General features: G+C 39.9%; 14 protein-coding genes. 8 read left to right on the forward strand and 6 right to left on the reverse strand.

The window, feature by feature from the left end:
- The first annotated feature begins 9 nt into the window (after positions 1–9).
- On the forward strand, positions 10–1020 hold the full coding sequence (locus tag IF202_RS10945) for a glycosyltransferase family 9 protein (protein ID WP_191594936.1): 1011 nt from the start codon (positions 10–12) through the stop codon (positions 1018–1020).
- Here the strand turns inward: IF202_RS10945 and IF202_RS10950 are convergent.
- On the reverse strand, positions 1013–1969 hold the full coding sequence (locus IF202_RS10950) for a methylenetetrahydrofolate reductase (protein ID WP_191594937.1): 957 nt from the start codon (positions 1967–1969) through the stop codon (positions 1013–1015). The two genes, IF202_RS10945 and IF202_RS10950, sit on opposite strands and share 8 nt — an antisense overlap.
- A gap of 327 nt (positions 1970–2296) precedes the next feature.
- Between IF202_RS10950 and IF202_RS10955 the strand changes: the two genes are divergently transcribed.
- The 3 genes from IF202_RS10955 to ppnP all read left to right on the forward strand — a co-directional run bounded on the left by IF202_RS10955 (position 2297) and on the right by ppnP (position 5063).
- Positions 2297–3643 carry a DEAD/DEAH box helicase gene (locus IF202_RS10955; protein ID WP_191594938.1) on the forward strand — a complete coding sequence of 449 codons (1347 nt, stop codon included), beginning with the start codon at positions 2297–2299 and terminating at the stop codon, positions 3641–3643.
- Between the two features lie 146 nt (positions 3644–3789).
- Complete coding sequence (gene gcvA / locus IF202_RS10960; protein ID WP_191595168.1) at positions 3790–4689, forward strand: transcriptional regulator GcvA; 900 nt, start codon at positions 3790–3792, stop codon at positions 4687–4689.
- A gap of 83 nt (positions 4690–4772) precedes the next feature.
- Complete coding sequence (gene ppnP, locus IF202_RS10965; protein ID WP_191594939.1) at positions 4773–5063, forward strand: pyrimidine/purine nucleoside phosphorylase; 291 nt, start codon at positions 4773–4775, stop codon at positions 5061–5063.
- 116 nt (positions 5064–5179) lie between these two features.
- Here ppnP and IF202_RS10970 read toward each other — a convergent pair whose 3' ends face one another.
- Together IF202_RS10970 and gloB are read right to left on the reverse strand one after the other, a co-directional pair.
- Positions 5180–6817, reverse strand: coding sequence for a lytic transglycosylase (locus IF202_RS10970; protein ID WP_191594940.1), 1638 nt, complete (start codon positions 6815–6817; stop codon positions 5180–5182).
- 54 nt (positions 6818–6871) lie between these two features.
- Positions 6872–7651, reverse strand: coding sequence for a hydroxyacylglutathione hydrolase (gloB, locus tag IF202_RS10975; RefSeq protein WP_191594941.1), 780 nt, complete (start codon positions 7649–7651; stop codon positions 6872–6874).
- 99 nt (positions 7652–7750) lie between these two features.
- On the opposite strand from gloB, the gene IF202_RS10980 reads away from it, so the two are divergent.
- From IF202_RS10980 to dnaQ, 3 genes are read left to right on the forward strand one after another with little or no spacing between them, the layout of a single operon-like run.
- Entirely contained in the window at positions 7751–8491 is a 741-nt protein-coding gene (locus tag IF202_RS10980) for a class I SAM-dependent methyltransferase (protein ID WP_191594942.1), read from the forward strand.
- A complete protein-coding gene (gene rnhA / locus IF202_RS10985; protein ID WP_328797219.1) occupies positions 8488–8931 on the forward strand; it encodes a ribonuclease HI in 444 nt (147 codons plus the stop codon). Before IF202_RS10980 ends, rnhA begins: the two co-directional genes overlap by 4 nt.
- Complete coding sequence (dnaQ, locus tag IF202_RS10990; protein ID WP_191594943.1) at positions 8928–9641, forward strand: DNA polymerase III subunit epsilon; 714 nt, start codon at positions 8928–8930, stop codon at positions 9639–9641. The genes rnhA and dnaQ overlap by 4 nt, the downstream gene beginning before the upstream one ends.
- Before the next feature lie 115 nt (positions 9642–9756).
- Here the strand turns inward: dnaQ and nhaB are convergent, their stop codons facing one another.
- Entirely contained in the window at positions 9757–11259 is a 1503-nt protein-coding gene (gene nhaB, locus IF202_RS10995) for a sodium/proton antiporter NhaB (protein ID WP_191594944.1), read from the reverse strand.
- 173 nt (positions 11260–11432) lie between these two features.
- Between nhaB and sohB the strand changes: the two genes are divergently transcribed.
- Positions 11433–12479, forward strand: coding sequence for a protease SohB (sohB, locus tag IF202_RS11000; protein ID WP_191594945.1), 1047 nt, complete (start codon positions 11433–11435; stop codon positions 12477–12479).
- A gap of 133 nt (positions 12480–12612) precedes the next feature.
- On the opposite strand, the gene IF202_RS11005 is transcribed toward sohB, so the two are convergent.
- On the reverse strand, positions 12613–13392 hold the full coding sequence (locus tag IF202_RS11005; RefSeq protein ID WP_191594946.1) for a CsiV family protein: 780 nt from the start codon (positions 13390–13392) through the stop codon (positions 12613–12615).
- The gene (mfd, locus tag IF202_RS11010) at positions 13389–16802 is read right to left on the reverse strand and encodes a transcription-repair coupling factor (protein ID WP_191594947.1); all 3414 of its coding nucleotides are present in this window, start codon (positions 16800–16802) and stop codon (positions 13389–13391) included. The genes IF202_RS11005 and mfd overlap by 4 nt, the downstream gene beginning before the upstream one ends.
- Positions 16803–16835 lie beyond the last annotated feature (33 nt).

Consider the following 16835-nt stretch of genomic DNA (forward strand, 5'->3'; position numbering starts at 1 on the left):
GAGGAATTCATGCAACGAGATAATATTCAACATTTAGCTGTAGTCAGATTGTCGGCATTAGGTGATGTATGTCACGCGATGGCCGTAATTCAATCTATTATGAAGCGTTACCCTGAAATGCAAGTTACGTGGATAACATCTCCACTAGAAGCTGATTTGGTTCGTTTGCTTAAAGGTGTTGATGTTGTTGTTTATGATAAAAAACGTGGCTTTTCAGGATTGTTGGCACTACGTACCTTATTAAAGAAGCAAACCTTTGATGTTTTGCTGCATTTACAATGGTCATTACGTGCAAGTGTTGTCTCTCGAATGATTAAAGCTAAAAGGCGTGTGGGCTTCGCTTTATCGCATTCTCGTGAGAAGCAGCACTGGTTTGTAAATGAATATGCTCCAGAGCCAAGAGGTCAGCATGTTTTGGATTCTTTTTTATCTATTGCGAGTGTATTAGGGGTCGAGGAGCCGACCTTACCTTGTGAGTTGTCATTACCTGAAACCGATTTTGATTTACCCGCACACTATGTGGTGATTAACCCATCTGCTTCTAAAACTGAGCGAAACTGGACAGTAGAGGGCTATCAAGCGGTTATTCAATGTTTATTAGATAAAAATGTCTGTCCTGTTATTACGGGTGGACCCTCATCTTCTGAAGCGGGTTTTGCGGAGCAGGTGATTGGTGATAAACAAAAAGAGATAATTAATTTAGTTGGTAAAACACCATTAGATTCAATGTTATCTGTTTTGAAAGGTGCGGCTTTGGTGATTAGTCCTGATACTGGTCCTGCGCACATGGCAACTTTGGTCGGTGTACCTGTATTGGGTTTGTACGCGCACTCCAATCCGCAAAGAACAGGGCCGTATCGAGATTTGGATAAGGTGGTGAGTGTTTATGATATGTTAGCTGAAAAAGAGTATCAAAAACCAGTAACTGAATTGCCTTGGTCAACACGTGTGCACGATTCAAACGCTATGCAGCACATCCATATTGACCAAGTATTAGCCATTTTACATAAATCTATTTAAGACCTTGTTCTGCTAGTTTTAGATCGAGAGTAGCCTTGAGTAGTTTATACAGTTGTATAGAAGCGTCTATTTCTTCTTTTCGGTTAGTTAGACTTTCAATGTTCAAACCAAGTGGTACGCCAAGTGGTAATGCTACTTCTATTATTTGTTCTAGGGCGTTACGGCAAATCTTAATAGATTCTTCTAACGGTGTTGCTGAATCTAAAATGCGATGTTTAGTTGCGTCTGGTACTGAAATTCCTAGCCATTCCATGAACTCAAGTGTTTTTGCGCTGCCACAAGGTGTAAAGGTTAAAATGATACGTTTTGGTGCTTCACCTTGGTCTTTGCATTCTCTTGCATAACGGCTGATTAAATCTGCAGTTGCTTGATGGTTGTAAACAGCTTGTGAAATAAAGAACTCACAACCTGCGTCTGATTTTTTCATTAAGCGCAAATGTTCGTCACCTTTTTTGGCATGGCGCTCAGCAATGGTTACGCCACCCAAGTTGAAATGATGAGGTGATGCTTTGAGTGTGTCGTATGCTTTTGGCAAAGGTAGTTTGATATCGCCATCAGAAGAAGGTGAGCCAACTAGGACCAAATCGCGAATGCCAAAATCTTCCCATGCTTGTGTTAGCCATCCAGAAAATTCTTCTGAACTACGAGAGGAAACCGATTTATAGGTGATAACTGGCTTTCCTGATTGTGTATGAAGACGTTTTGACCAAGCTCTTGGGTCATGCGTTTCCATGAAAGGAAAAGGGCGAGGTTTGTCAATACGGCTAGTTTCGTCTTGAATGTCATAGACAATTAAACCGTCTGCTTCAACACCAGATAGTCGCTCTAAAAGTTTACTGCTGATTTGCTCTAACTGCTCTTCTTCAACAGATGAACGTGGCGGTGTTGTGCCAATGAAGTAAACGCCTCGATTCGGATCTTGAAACTTTGTTGCCAACTCGGATTTCATAATGTCGCACTCTAGGTAGTCAAGGCAGATAATGTTGTTCTTCACCTTGGTAAATTTTCTTTATATGTCTATTCTAACAGTGAAATGAATTCAAGGCTTTGCTTACAAGTTGAATAATATTGTAGATGAAGTGAGGGTGGCTAATCTATTCTGTGTTGTAGCGACTGTTATCAAAGGAATTAGGTATAGAATTGCCATGTTAGTGCAGGTAAATCCTATCTTTTAATGCAAGATGAATAACGGATTTTGCTGTGTCTAGGTTATAATGCAAAAATTAAGCGTAATCGATGGTTTTACGCGGTCTTATTGTTTTAAAGGGGTGTTTTTTTGTTATTCGAAGAATTTGGTTTTGATAATCGCATTTTAAAGTCTATTGCTCATTTAGGGTTTGATGAGGCAACTGAGATTCAGGCTCGAGCTATTCCAGAGGCTGTGGCTGGTCGAGACTTATTGGCATCGTCAAAAACAGGTTCAGGTAAAACACTTGCTTATCTTTTGCCTGCTTTGCATCGAGTTTATAAGAAAAAAGCGTTATCTAAACGTGACCCTCGCGTCGTTGTACTTGTACCAACTCGTGAACTGGCGAAACAAGTTTATGGGCAGTTACGTCTTTTGTTAGCAGCTAGTCGTTTTACTTCTATTCTGATTCAGGGCGGCGAAAATTTTAATGATCAGCATAAGCAGTTGCAAAAAGACCCGCATTTTATTGTCGCAACACCAGGTCGTTTGGTTGATCATTTAAAACAGCGCCATGTTTTTTTAGAAGGCCTTGAACTGCTTATTTTGGACGAAGCAGATCGTATGTTGGACTTAGGTTTTGCAGAAGCCATGAGAGCAATAAATGTTGCTGCAAGCCATCGTCAAAGACAAACATTATTCTTTTCAGCGACGCTTGATAATACTGAAGTGAGTGAAATCGCAGGTGAATTACTGCGAGAGCCTTCACGAGTAGCCGTTGGTCAAGGGTTTGATGAGCATACGGATATTTCACAACACATTTTACTTTGTGATCATTTGGATCATAAAGAAGCTCTGTTGAAACATATCTTGGTTGGTCAAACGATTAAGCAGGCAATTATATTTACGGCAACGAAAAACGATACCGTACGCTTGGCTGAAATTATTGCTGGCTGGGGATTAACGACTCAAGCTCTTAACGGTAACTTATCTCAAAGTGCTCGTAATAAAACGATGGAAAGTTTTGCTAAAGGGCAGTTTGATGTCTTGGTAAGTACGGATGTCGCTTCCCGTGGCTTAGACATTGCCAGCGTCTCTCATGTGTTTAACTTTGATTTACCAAAGCAGGCAGAAGAGTTTATACACAGAACCGGTCGAACAGGTCGTGCAGGGTTTAAAGGTGATGCGTATTCTTTAGTCGGCCCAAAAGATTGGGTGAATTTCAAAGCGATTGAAACGTTCTTACAAAAAGTATTTACTACCGAAGTTATCGTAGGATTAGAGCCCAAGTTTAAAGGTTTAACACCACCTAAACCTGCTCGTAAAATAGCTAAAAAATCGGTTGAAAAAGAAGATAGTAAAACGCCTCGTAAGTCCTCTAGAAAATCAGTGGGTAAGGCGCGTTTTCATGATAACAAACAAGATGGTTTTGACGCTTTTAAATTGCCTCCAAAACGTTTTGAGAAACAAGCTAACACTGATGATGGTGAAGACTAGAGTGTTTATAGCTCTATAATACTTACTTATAGTATTAGAGGTTTGTTTCGATTGGTGAACAAGTACTGCTTTTTGATGTTATTAGGATAAAGGTGAGATATATTCACGATATTGGTTAATTCTACTAATTCATTGGAGATAAAGTTATTAACCGTTTACCCCCACTAAATTCATTAAAGTGCTTTGAATCAGCAGCACGAAATGGCAGCTTTAATAAAGCTGCCAAAGAGTTGTCTGTAACGCCTTCGGCTATTAGTCACCAAATTAAGGGCTTAGAAAGTTTTCTAGGTCTTGAGCTTTTCCGACGCACCAAGCGTAAAGTCATTTTGACGGAAGCCGGTGAGACTTACTTAAAGCCAATAAAAAGTATTTTTGAACAACTAGACAATGCCACCTCAGAACTTAAGAGTAAGCAAAAAACAGGCTCTCTTAGATTGGCGGTTGCACCTGCCTTTCTTACTCGTTGGTTAATGCCTAGGATGGAGCGTTTTCAAGAGCGTTATCCAGATATTCAAATAGAAATAAGCTCCTCTGGTGGGCTAGTCGATTTTTCTGCTAATGATATTGATATGGCGGTATATTTCGGTAATGGCGAGTGGGAGGGAGTAGAGGCACACTATTTACGTCCTGCTCGATTAGCTCCTGTATGTAACCCAAGGCTGATAAAAGCAGATCAACCTATTAATACACCGGAAGACATGCGCTTCTACCCTTTATTGCACGTTACGAAACGAAAAGATGAATGGCATGACTGGCTGCAGCAGCATGATTTGGACCCTACTCGTTTTCGTCGTGGTTTGATGTTCTCAAGTGGCTCTTTAACTGCAGGCGCTGCTGCACAAGGTTTGGGTATTGCACTGTCAGATTCTGAACTTGTCATGCCAGAAATTGAAGCGGGAACATTGAAGATATTGTTTGATCAGCATTTGATTACTAACAAGTCTTTTTACTTGGTGTATGAAAAACGTCGCTCGGTTACTTCAGCTATGATGGCTTTCAAAGAATGGATTATTGAAGAAATGGACGGCGGTAAAATAATTCAATGATATTATCTACCAGCTACTTTATATGTAATCTATTCAATCACTTTTTTGTTTAATGGTTTTTCAATCTAGATGAGAATTTTTTTATGAGCGCAGCGTTAACGGTAAACAGTTATTTTGATGATAAAGTAAAATCAGTTGCATTGGAGAATGCCGAAGGGGTTTCTACTGTCGGTGTAATGGCGATTGGTGAATACGAATTTGGTACAAGCCAAAAAGAGTATATGACGGTTGTTTCAGGGGCGTTAACTGTTATGTTGCCAGCTGAAAATGAATGGAAAATATTTGCTAAAGGTGAAACTTTTATCGTTGAGGCAAATCAACGCTTTCAAGTCAAAGTATCTGAAACAACTGCTTACTTGTGTCGTTACGAATAATCTATTGATAGCTAGCTATAGATAATAAGAACTCAAATAAAAAGGGCTGATTTATAATCAGCCCTTTTTATTTGTCTTGCTCTAAAATAGTTTTGCTAAGTAATAATTTAAAAAACTTAGCCGCCAACCACATTAATAAGTAAAGTTACTCTGTCTCCAGGTTGAACGTATTTTTTACTACTTACTTTAGGGTTCCAGCCTTTGATGTCATTTACAGATACTTTGAACTTGTTTGCAACTAAAGCCAATGACTCACCAGAGCGAATAGTGTAAACCACTTTTTTGACTACGCTTCGCGAACTGCCTTTAGATGCTTTAGGCTGCAGCCAGACCACAAGTTTTTTACCAGGCATTAGGCGGTCTGCTAGCCCCATACTATTCCAACGAGCCAGCGTTTTGCTATCGGTATCGTATTTATTGGCGATTAACCATAAGCTATCTCCAGACTTTACCGTATAGCTAATTTTAATGCGATTTCGGTTTGGCGCGCTAGATTGCTTGGCTAATAAACGTTGATGAGAGCTAAGTGTGTAGCTTTCGATGTTATTGGTTGCCACTGGAATCATCAGTTCTTGACCAACACGAATGAAGGACGAAGGTATTTTATTTACATTCTGTAAAACGCTTGCTGTGGTGTTATGTTTCTTAGCAACCAGCAGTAAACTATCACCTGATTTTACGGTATAGCGAACCCAAGTAACTCTATCTTTGTTTGGAATCTCAGCCAGTTTTTTTCTGAATTGCTTGGCCTTTGTAATTGGCATAAGTAAGCGGTGAGGCCCATCTGGAGAGGTTGCCCACTGATTAAAGCCTGGATTTAATAGATATACTTCGTCGATGCTTATTCCTGCCATATCAGCCGCTTGTGCTAGATCAAGCTGACCACCAATATCGACCACATCAAAATAAGGTTTGTTTGGAATAAAGTAGGTTGAGTAATTGTACTTTTCTGGATTTTTGATTATTTTCGCTAAAGCAATAAGCTTTGGCACATAAGCTCTAGTTTCTTTTGGTAGGTCGAGAGACCAAAAATCCGTTGGTTTACCTGCCTTCTTATTCTTCCTGATAGCTCTTAATACTCTACCTTCACCTGAATTGTAAGAGGCGAGAGCATGGTACCAGTTTCCATCAAACATTTTATGTAGGCGAGTTAGGTAAGCAATAGCAGCTTGAGTTGAGCCTATAATGTCTCTTCGACCGTCATACCACCAAGTTTGATCTAAACCATACATTTGTCCTGTTGATGGTATAAATTGCCAAGGGCCAGATGCTCGGCCATGGCTGTAACCAAAAGGATCAAAACCACTTTCTACAATAGGCAGTAACGCTATTTCAGTTGGTATTCCCGCTTTTTCTAATTCGCTAACAATATAGTGTAAGTAGCGCTCACCACGTTTTGAAACACGATCTAAATAAGAAGGGTGCGTACTGAACCATCGTAGTTGTGACGTTAAACGAGGGCGATCAATGTCTAAGTCAAGCTCAAAGCCATCTCGGATTCGATCCCAAATATCATCAGGAACGTTAGGTTCATTGATAGGAATTGGTTCAATTTCTTCAGAAGACGCAATAGTCGAGTCTATTGTTGGGATGTCATCAATCACCCCTAAGCGTTCGCTATCCGCTTCAACAATATCAGCTTCTTCTGCCGATTCTAATGCATTAGAGGTGCTGCTTTGTTCTGTTTTAGACGTCGTTTGGCAAGCGCTAAGGAAAAGGCTTGCCAAGCAAATCCATAAGATTTTATATGTCATGAAGGCCACAAAATTAAATAAAGTTTAGGCATTTTAAAGGTGTAACCGACGAGGTCAACTAAAACTATCTTTAGCGCGTCGTACTTGACTGAATACAGCGGTTGAATTTTGCGCTAAGAGCTCTTTAAGTTGTTGTGCCGCATGCGTTTTTACGGAGATGTTATGAGTGCGTAAAAAAGGGTTAGTTTTTTTCTCTAAGCTTAATATTGAAGGTAAAGTAGGTATATTGTTTTCACGTTGTTGTTTGCTGGCGATATTGCTCTCTATTAAATCTGTATTTTCTGGCTCTAAGGACAGCGCAAAACGATAGTTCGCTAAGGTGTATTCATGGGTACAATAAATAAGTGTGTCATCAGGCAGTACTGATATTTTCGTCATAGCCGTCAGCATAAGCTCAGGTGTGCCTTCCATTATGCGGCCACAACCTCCTTTAAAAAGAGTGTCACCACTGAACAAAATCGGTTTGTCGTGCTGAGAATCAGAGAAATAACATAAGTGGTCTAAAGTGTGTCCAGGGGTTTCTATTACTTTGAATTCACGTGAAAAAATATCAAGGTGATCGCCTTCACTCATTGGTTGAGTGACAAGTGACGTCAAATGTTTTGGGCCATAGACTGGACATTTGGAATGTTGCTTTAGGTCAGCTACGCCACCTGTATGGTCGTTGTGGTGATGGGTGATTAGAATGCCTACTAAGTTTTTTGTATTCTCATTGCAATAATTTAATACGACCTCCGCTGACCCTGGGTCTACAGCCCAGATGTCGGAACTATCTTTATCTTCGATTATCCAGATATAATTGTCTTCAAAGGCAGGAAGCGGAAATAGAATCATATATTGTCTACTTTAAATAAGGGTAGTTACATTTCGTATGACAAACCTATCAAAAATAATAAGTACATTGTCATGCCGTTTTAATAGAGAAGTCATTTTATGTCGAATGATCAATCAAGACAATTTTTTCAAACATGGTATCAAAGTAGTTTAGGCGATAGTGTGTTGCAATTAGAGTTGGCTGCAATAGGGGCTGAGTTGGATTCGGCTGTTGGATACTATTTAGTGACTCAGTCACCTCTCAAGGATGTGTCTCTGGGTAATCACCGTTTGCGTGAAAGTATATTGATCTCGCCAGCATTAGAGCTTGGAGCATCATGTCGTACTGTTGTCGCGCGAGCCAGTGAGTTGCCATTTGAATCAGATGGTGTTGACGTACATGTTTTTCATCATTCATTAGATATATCGACAACGCCTCATGATGATTTGCGGGAGGCTGCAAGAACCTTATTACCAAGCGGTAAGTTAATTATTGTTGGTTTTAACCCTTGGGGCTTGTGGGGCTTCTGTCGTTTGTTTTCAAAAAAGACTAAGGCGCCTTGGTGCGGTCGATTTATTGCTCATCAAAGATTGGAAGACTGGTTGAAAGTGGCCGGTTTAACATTAGAGTCGAAACGTTTTATTTATTACGAACCACCAATGCAAAATAGCCATTGGCGATTGCGATTTACATGGTTAGAAAAAATTCTAAGGCCGCTTAAATTGCCTTTTAGTGGTGTCTATATGATGACAGCTACAAAACAGGTGAGACGTTATACACCCTTAAAACCTCGCTGGACAAAAGCTCGAGTTCGAGTGCCACCGTTAACAAAGCCTACAACTAAAGAGATGAAAGAGTGAAAGATGTAATTATGTACACAGATGGTGCCTGTAAAGGAAACCCTGGAATTGGAGGGTGGGGTGCTTGGCTTACGTTTGGTGAGCATGAAAAGCGTTTGTGTGGTGGTGAACACGACACGACAAATAATAGGATGGAGCTAATGGGAGCCATCGAAGGGCTTAGTGCATTAAAAGAAAAATGCACAGTAACGCTTTATACCGATTCTTCATATGTGCAAAAAGGCATTACTGAGTGGTTGGCTGGATGGAAACGAAAAGGTTGGAAAACAGCTTCCAGGCAACCCGTTAAAAATAAAGATCTATGGCAAGCATTAGATGAGCAATGTCAAAAACACGATGTGACATGGAAATGGGTTAAAGGTCACGCAGGTATTGAAGGTAATGAAATTGCCGATGATTTGGCAAACGAAGGCATTGATAAATTGAGGGCTGCGTCATGAGGCAAGTCATTCTTGATACCGAAACCACTGGTATTGATCCGAAACAAGGGCACCGAATTATCGAAATTGGGTGTGTAGAAATGATAGGGCGTAAGCTGACGAAGCGACACTTTCATGTCTATATTAACCCTGATCGAGAGGTTGAGGCTGAAGCCTTTCAGGTGCATGGTATCAGTAATGAATTTCTTGCGGATAAGCCGCGGTTTCATGAAATAGCTCAAGATTTTTTTGATTTTATTAAAGGTGCTGAACTCGTCATCCATAATGCCCCTTTTGATATTGGTTTTATGGATCATGAGTTTTCTCGTTTAGGTGGTTATCCAAAAACTGCTGAAGTATGTGGTGTCTTTGATAGTTTGGTTTATGCTCGTAAAAAGCACCCAGGGCAGAAAAACAACCTTAACATTTTGTGTAAACGTTATGGTATTGATAACTCGCATCGAGAGTTACACGGCGCATTGCTAGATGCTGAAATTCTTGCCGACGTATATTTATTGATGACTGGCGGTCAAACTAATTTAGGTTTGGCAAATAGCTCTGACTCAGAATCTAATGAGGAGGGGGCGGTAGAAAGTATTCGTCGTCTTGCTTCTGATCGTCCTTCGTTAAAAATCATTAGAGCGACGGACGATGAATTAAAAGTGCACGAAGAGCGTCTAAATCTAATTGATAAAAAATCTGGTCAATCTTTATGGCGAGTGAAGCATTAGTTGAATTAAATATTAATTAGACTGAGCTATTCTTAAGTAATGGCTTTCATAATTGAACAATAAAAAAGCCCTTTTTTGAGGGCTTTTTTATTGGTTTATATCGAAGTATTAATACTTATAAGAAGTAAACAACACAAAGGCCACCAACAAGGCTTAATACGATAGTGTAAGGCAAAGCCATCCAAACCATCTTGCCATAAGACAGTCGTAATAGTGGCGCAATGGCAGACGTGAGTAAGAATAAGAAAGCAGCTTGGCCATTTGGTGTTGCCACACTTGGTAAGTTTGTTCCTGTATTGATTGCGACAGCTAATGTTTCAAAATGCTCTCGAGTAATTGAGCCTGCATCAAGAGCAGCTTTTACTTCGCCAATATAGATGGTTGCTACAAATACATTATCGCTGATGGCAGATAAAATACCATTAGCGACAAAAAACATAATAGGTTGTGAATGTGTTGGCATATTTAGAACAACATCAATAATCGGTTGAAAAAGGTGTTGTTCATGGATAACTGAGACTATGGTAAAGAAGACGACTAAAAGAGCAGTGAAAGGCAGGGCTTCCTCAAAAGCATGACCAATTTGGTGTTCTTCAGTAATACCGTTGAATGCGGTTAGTAAAACAATCACCATTAATCCAACTAAACCAACTTCCGCTACATGAAATGCCAAAGAAAGTATAAGTAAAACAGCAACAATGCCTTGGACGATTAATTGTGCTTTGTTTTTATGGGTATTTTTTTGTGATTCTTCTTCTTCGTATTTTTTTAGAATATTACGTACATTTTCAGGTAGGTGAGCACCATAATCAAACCACTTTGTTTTTTCCAGAACAATGACGGTGAGTAGACCACAAACTAGTACCGGCATTGAAATAGGGGCGACGCGAATAAAAAATTCAAGAAAATCCCAGCCAGCAACTTTAGCTATTAATAGATTCTGAGGTTCCCCTACCAGTGTTGCCACGCCACCTAAGGCAGTTCCGATTGCACCATGCATTAATAAACTACGGAGGAAGGAGCGAAACTCTGCTAAATCAAGTTGGTTTACAGGGAGTATGTTGTCGTCACTGTTAGGGTTGTGTTTATTATTTGATGATTGGTCTGATGCCACTTTATGATAAACCGAATAAAAACCAACACTGACACTGATTAATACCGCCGTCACCGTCAAAGCGTCTAGAAATGCAGATAATATGGCGGCCGTTAAGCTGAATACTAGAGAAATAGCGACTTTAGAACGTATTTTGACGAGTAATTTATTAAAGATAAACAGCAACATGCCTTGCATAAAGTAAATGCCAGCCACCATAAACATTAATAATAAAATCACATCGAAGTTTTTAATGACTTCATGATAAACGCCGTCAGATGTTGTTAAACCTAATAAAACGGCTTGAATTGCAATAAGACCACCTGGTTGAAGGGGATAGCATTTAAGCGCCATTGCAAGGGTGAAAATAAACTCAATAATCAGCAGCCAGCCAGTAATAAACGGCCCAAGCGTCACAACGGCAATAGGATTGATTATTAGGAAAGCGATCACGGCTTGTTTGTACCAAAGGGGAGAGGCCCCAAGGAAATTATTACCAAGCGCTTGTGATATGGAAGTTTTCATTTGCCGTTCCTTTTGAAAGTATTGTTCTTGTATTTAAATTCAGATAAATAAGTGGGCAGATGATAAGGGATAAATAAATGAGTATCTATAGCGATTAATGCGTAAAAGGTATTGTTATTTGCGCAAATAGCCCCACTATCTCAAGAACTTACGATTTATTAGAGGAAACACTATTGGAATTTTTAACTGACTACGCAGGATTTTTATTAAAATTAATCAGTGTGGCTTTGATTATTGTTTTTTTATTGGCGCTGATTGCGAGTGGAAAACGAAAGTCACAACCGGGCAGTTTATCAGTCACCAAGTTGAATGAAAGCTATGATGCTATGAAGGCGGAGCTAGATAGTCAGTTGATGGACAAGAAAGACCTCAAAAACAGAGAGAAAGAAAAAAAGAAAAAAGAAAAGCTAGAAAAGAAAACTCAGAAAAAAGCCCCTAAAGAGAGTGGCGTAAAAGTCGAAGCAAAAAAGCGTCTTTATGTTTTGGATTTTGATGGAGATATTAAAGCATCGGCAGTAGAGTCAATGCGTGAAGAAATTACGGCTGTATTAAGTGTGGCTAAATCGCAAGATGAAGTAGTAGTTCGCTTGGAGAGTGGTGGTGGTGTTGTGCATGGTTATGGTCTAGCTGCTTCTCAACTTCAGCGTATCCGTGAGGCAAATATCCCTCTTACTATTTGTGTTGATAAAGTAGCAGCTAGTGGCGGTTATATGATGGCCTGTGTGGCGGATAAAATTATTGCTGCACCTTTTGCTATTCTTGGGTCTATTGGTGTTGTTGCGCAAATTCCTAATGTGCATCGATTACTTGATAAAGGGCTAATTGATGTGGAGCTTCACACAGCTGGTCGTTATAAACGCACTCTCACTATGTTGGGTAAAAACACAGATGAAGGACGTGAAAAATTCAAACAAGATTTAGAAAGCACCCACGACTTATTTAAGCGTTTTGTTTCGGATCAGCGTCCACAGTTAGAAATTGATGAAATTGCAACGGGTGATACTTGGTATGGCTCTGAAGCGTTAGATAATAAATTGATTGATGTTGTAATGACGAGCGATGCTTATTTAGTCTCTCATTATGAAGATGCAGAAGTTATTCAGGTTACTTATAAGCAACCTAAAGGAATGGCTGAGCGCCTTGGCTTGTCACTGTTTTCAGCGTTAGAGTACAAAGCGGTATCTTGGATCGGGAAAATAACTCAATCTCGCGGTTATTAGTAACTGAAATGCTAAGCTAAAAAGCTCTAGCTAGTTACTTGATGGCAGGTACAGTTAAAAAACAAAAAGGTAATATGCAAAAAAAAGCATATTACCTTTTTTTATTTTTGATTTAATACGCGTTTACGGAATTCTATTGGCCTAAGCTAGACAGTTCGTTAGTGCTTCGAAGGCTATCATAGTTAAGACTTTTCCCTGTCTCTGGTGTTACTGATTGTGCTGCTATCTCTGCCATTGCATCTTCTAGTTCTATTGGCTCAAAATAAATCAAGGTCCCTATTTTTGGATGGTCCAAATAGTTAACCTTCTTGCTCGCCGTTTTGTTGGATAGGTCTAGTTTTAATACGAGTGCAGGTCCAAATGTTTTGATTTCTGTTTCATCTGACAAAATAGGAAAGGAAGGTTGGTTACTTTCGTTTTCAAGATTTTTTTCCATAAAAGGTTGAGATAGATTATCAAATAAATAATGTTGATAATGAATATTAGATTCCAAATAACGACCTAATTTTATCTTGATGTTACCTGTTAGTTCTGGATAACCGTTTTTCTTTTGCTCGCTTTGAAAGTTTTTGGTTATAACATCGCCAGCTTCTCTAAAAATGAGCGTCCACTTTTGATTGGCTACAATGGTGACATGATTTGATAGTCTTTTTTTGATGTTTTCAAAAGGCGTTTGTTCCGATTGTTTAGAATCGTTGTTGCTTTCGGCTGTATTTCTTAGATGTTGAATATCTTGTAAAGATAAGACGCTTTTGTAGTGAATGTGTTCGCTTGATTGACCGTCTGGCCACAAGAACGTAAGAATGTGGCCTTCGTACGCTCTGGCTGTGTCTGGGTTAATGTTTCCACTATCAGCAAAAAGATGAGTGCTGAATAGGCTTATTGATAAAGCGATAAGTGTCAGGGCTTTCAATGTAATAATTCCAAAGTTTTAGTGGTTTGTTGGAAACGTTCTTCAGCCGTGTTCATTGTAGCTAAGAACTTCAAAGTATCTGATCCTACCAATTTATAAGTGTCAGGTTTGGTTTGGATTAACCTGATTAGTTTCATTGGATCAACGGGTGTTTTACTATTAAAGAATATTTTCCCTTCTTTTGCATTCGCTTCAATTTTGTTAATGCCAAGGCTCTCCGCTTTGAGTTTTAACTCTGTTTGTCGGAATAGGTTTTTTGTAGCATCGGGTAATAATCCAAAGCGGTCAATCATTTCCACCTGTAGGTCTTTTAGCTCTTCATGTGTTTTTGCGCTGGCGATGCGCTTGTACAAAATTAGACGAGAATGTACATCGCCTAAATAGTCTTCAGGAATAAGAGCTGGAACTCTTAGGTTGACGTCTGTTTGCTCTGTTGAAAAAAGATCTACATCAGGTGACTCGCCATTTTTTAAAGAGGTTACGGCACGGTCTAGCATTTCCATAAATAATGAGAAGCCAACATGTTCTATATGACCACTTTGACCATCGCCTAATAACTCACCTGTGCCTCGTATCTCTAGATCATGTGTGGCTAGAGTGAAGCCAGCACCTAAGGTGTCCGCAAGAGTAATGGCTTCAAGACGTTTTTCTGCGTCGCCTGTTACTTTCCGATCGTTTGGTGTTAATAAATAAGCGTAAGCTTGATGGTGTGATCGACCGACCCGACCACGTAATTGGTGTAGTTGCGCTAAACCAAACTTATCAGCTCGCTCAATGATAATGGTATTGGCATTGGGTATATCTATACCAGTTTCTATAATCGTCGAGCAAACAAGTATGTTGGCTCTTTTGTGGTAGAAATCAGACATCACTTGCTCTAGCTCTCTTTCTCGCATTTGACCGTGGCCAACAATGACACGACCTTCGGGAATAAGGGCTTCTAATTCTTCTGCCGCTTTTTGAATAGTCTGTACTTCATTATGTAAATAATAGACCTGCCCACCTCGATGTAATTCTCGTAATATGGCTTCTTTTATCTGGTGTGTGTCTTTTTCTTTTACAAAGGTTTTCACTGATAGACGTTTTGCTGGCGGTGTTGCGATGATAGATAAATCACGTATACCAGACAGTGACATATTAAGTGTTCTAGGAATGGGGGTTGCTGTCAGGGTTAGTATGTCAACTTCGGCGCGCAGAGCTTTGAATTGCTCTTTTTGTTTTACGCCAAATCTATGTTCTTCATCAATAATGACTAGCCCTAAATTAGCGAACTTTATATCACTCTGAATTAATTTGTGAGTACCTATCACAATGTCAGCCGTGCCAGCTTCTAATCGATCAATAGCTGAGTTTGATTGTTTACCTGAGCGGAAACGAGACAATAATTCTACTTCGACGGGCCAATCGGCAAAGCGGTCGCAGAAATTTTCATAATGTTGTTGAGCAAGTAGTGTTGTTGGAACAAGAACGGCCACTTGCTTGCCATCCTGAACAGCGAGAAAGGCGGCTCTCATGGCGACTTCTGTTTTGCCAAATCCTACATCGCCACAAACTAGTCTATCCATAGGTTTTTTTGACGACATGTCTTGCATGACAGCATCGATAGCCATTTGCTGGTCTGGCGTTTCTTCAAAAGGGAAGCCTGCGGAAAAGATTTCATATTGATCATCAGGTTTAGCGAAGGCATGTCCAACGCGAGCTTCACGCTTCGCATAAATTTCTAATAGCTCGGCTGCGGTATCTCGTGCTTTTTCAGCGGCTTTTTGTTTGGCTACGCTCCATTTGTCTGTACCGAGTCTATGGAGTGGTGCTGTATCTTCATCCGCTCCTGTATAGCGAGATATGAGTTGTAACGAAGAAACAGGAACGTAAAGCTTTGCTTCATTTGCATAGCCTAGTGTAAGTAACTCAGTTTCTTGTCCATCTATTTGTAGGTTGGTTAGGCCTAAATAGCGACCTACACCGTAATCTATGTGGACAACAGGGGCGTTCATGCGCAACTCAGTAAGGTTGCGTATAATTGCATCTTCACTAATGTTGCTGTGCTTATTACGTCTGCGGTGTTGTGAGACACGTTCACCTAGGATTTCGCTTTCGGCTATGAGTACCAATTCGTCGTTGATAACAAAACCACGACTTATATTGCCTTCTGTAATGGCGAGTGATTTAGACGACTTAGTAAACGCTTTCCAATCTTGAACTTGTTTTGGAATGATTTTATGTTTTTTTAGTAATTCTAGTAAAGCTTCTCGACGTCCTGCAGATTCCGCAACAATTAATACACGAGCGCTAGTTTTACTTAAAAAATCTTGCAGCTTATTAAGAGGCGATGCGGCTTTGGAGTCTATTTTGACCAGGTCTAAAGCCTTGTAAGACGGGTGTTCGCCTTCTGCAGAAAATATGATGTTAGTAAACAGGTTTAACTGGGCAAACAACTCGTCTTCTTTTAGGCAAATTTCATCTGGTTTTAAAATAGGTTGTTCAATATTGTAATTTAGTGATTCGTGGCGGCTGCGGAAATCCAATTGGATGCTACCAAATTGCTCATTAAATGTGTCTGAACGAATAACTAGAGTGTCTTTTGGTAGGTAGTCAAATACGCTGGCTGTCTGTACAAAGAATAATGGAAGGTAATATTCAATTCCTGCTGGTATGAGGCCGCTTGAAATGTCTTGGTAAATAGGGCTCGTGAGCGGCGCCGTGTCGAAGCGCTCCCTAAAAGCTTGACGAAACTGTTGTATACCTTGGGGTGTGGTTGGGAATTCTCTTGCAGGAAGCATCTTTATTTCAGTGACTTTATTTATGCTTCGTTGCGTTTCTGGATCAAACCAGCGAATAGAATCAATGTCATTGTCGAACCAATCAATTCTAATTGGATTTTCAGCTCCCATTGGGTAAACGTCCATCAAGGCGCCGCGTATCGCGTACTCGCCATGACCATGGACGTTTTCTACGTTTAAATAACCCGCATTAGTTAGTTTTTTTGAAAGTTGTTCTAAAGGGAGTTCTTGGCCTTCTTTTAAATGAAATCGCTGTGCGTCTATGTGTTGCTTTGGGCAGAGCCTTGTCAAACATGAAGCGACAGTGGTTAGTATGATTGGATTCTTTGTTTCTGACAGTTTTGCTAATGTCTCTAAACGCTGAGATATGATGTCTTGATGTGGTGAAAATGCGTCATAAGGCAGTGTTTCCCAATCACTAAATCGAAGGATTTCTTTTTTGTCATGATTTAGAAACTGTATTTCGTCTTCAAGCTCATTTAATTCGGCAACAGTATTCGCCATGAGTAGGATGGGGTGTTTGTATTGTGCCGCTATAGCTAATAATTGCAGTGCTTTTCGACTGCCATCTAAACCATGTATGAGGTTTTTAAAGCCGGCTTTTAAAGTAATGGATACAGTGTCAGGCATGTTAGTTTTGTTGTTCTCTAAGTGGCGAATAAT

This window comes from Marinomonas colpomeniae (genome assembly GCF_014803385.1).
Lineage (GTDB): Bacteria > Pseudomonadota > Gammaproteobacteria > Pseudomonadales > Marinomonadaceae > Marinomonas > Marinomonas colpomeniae.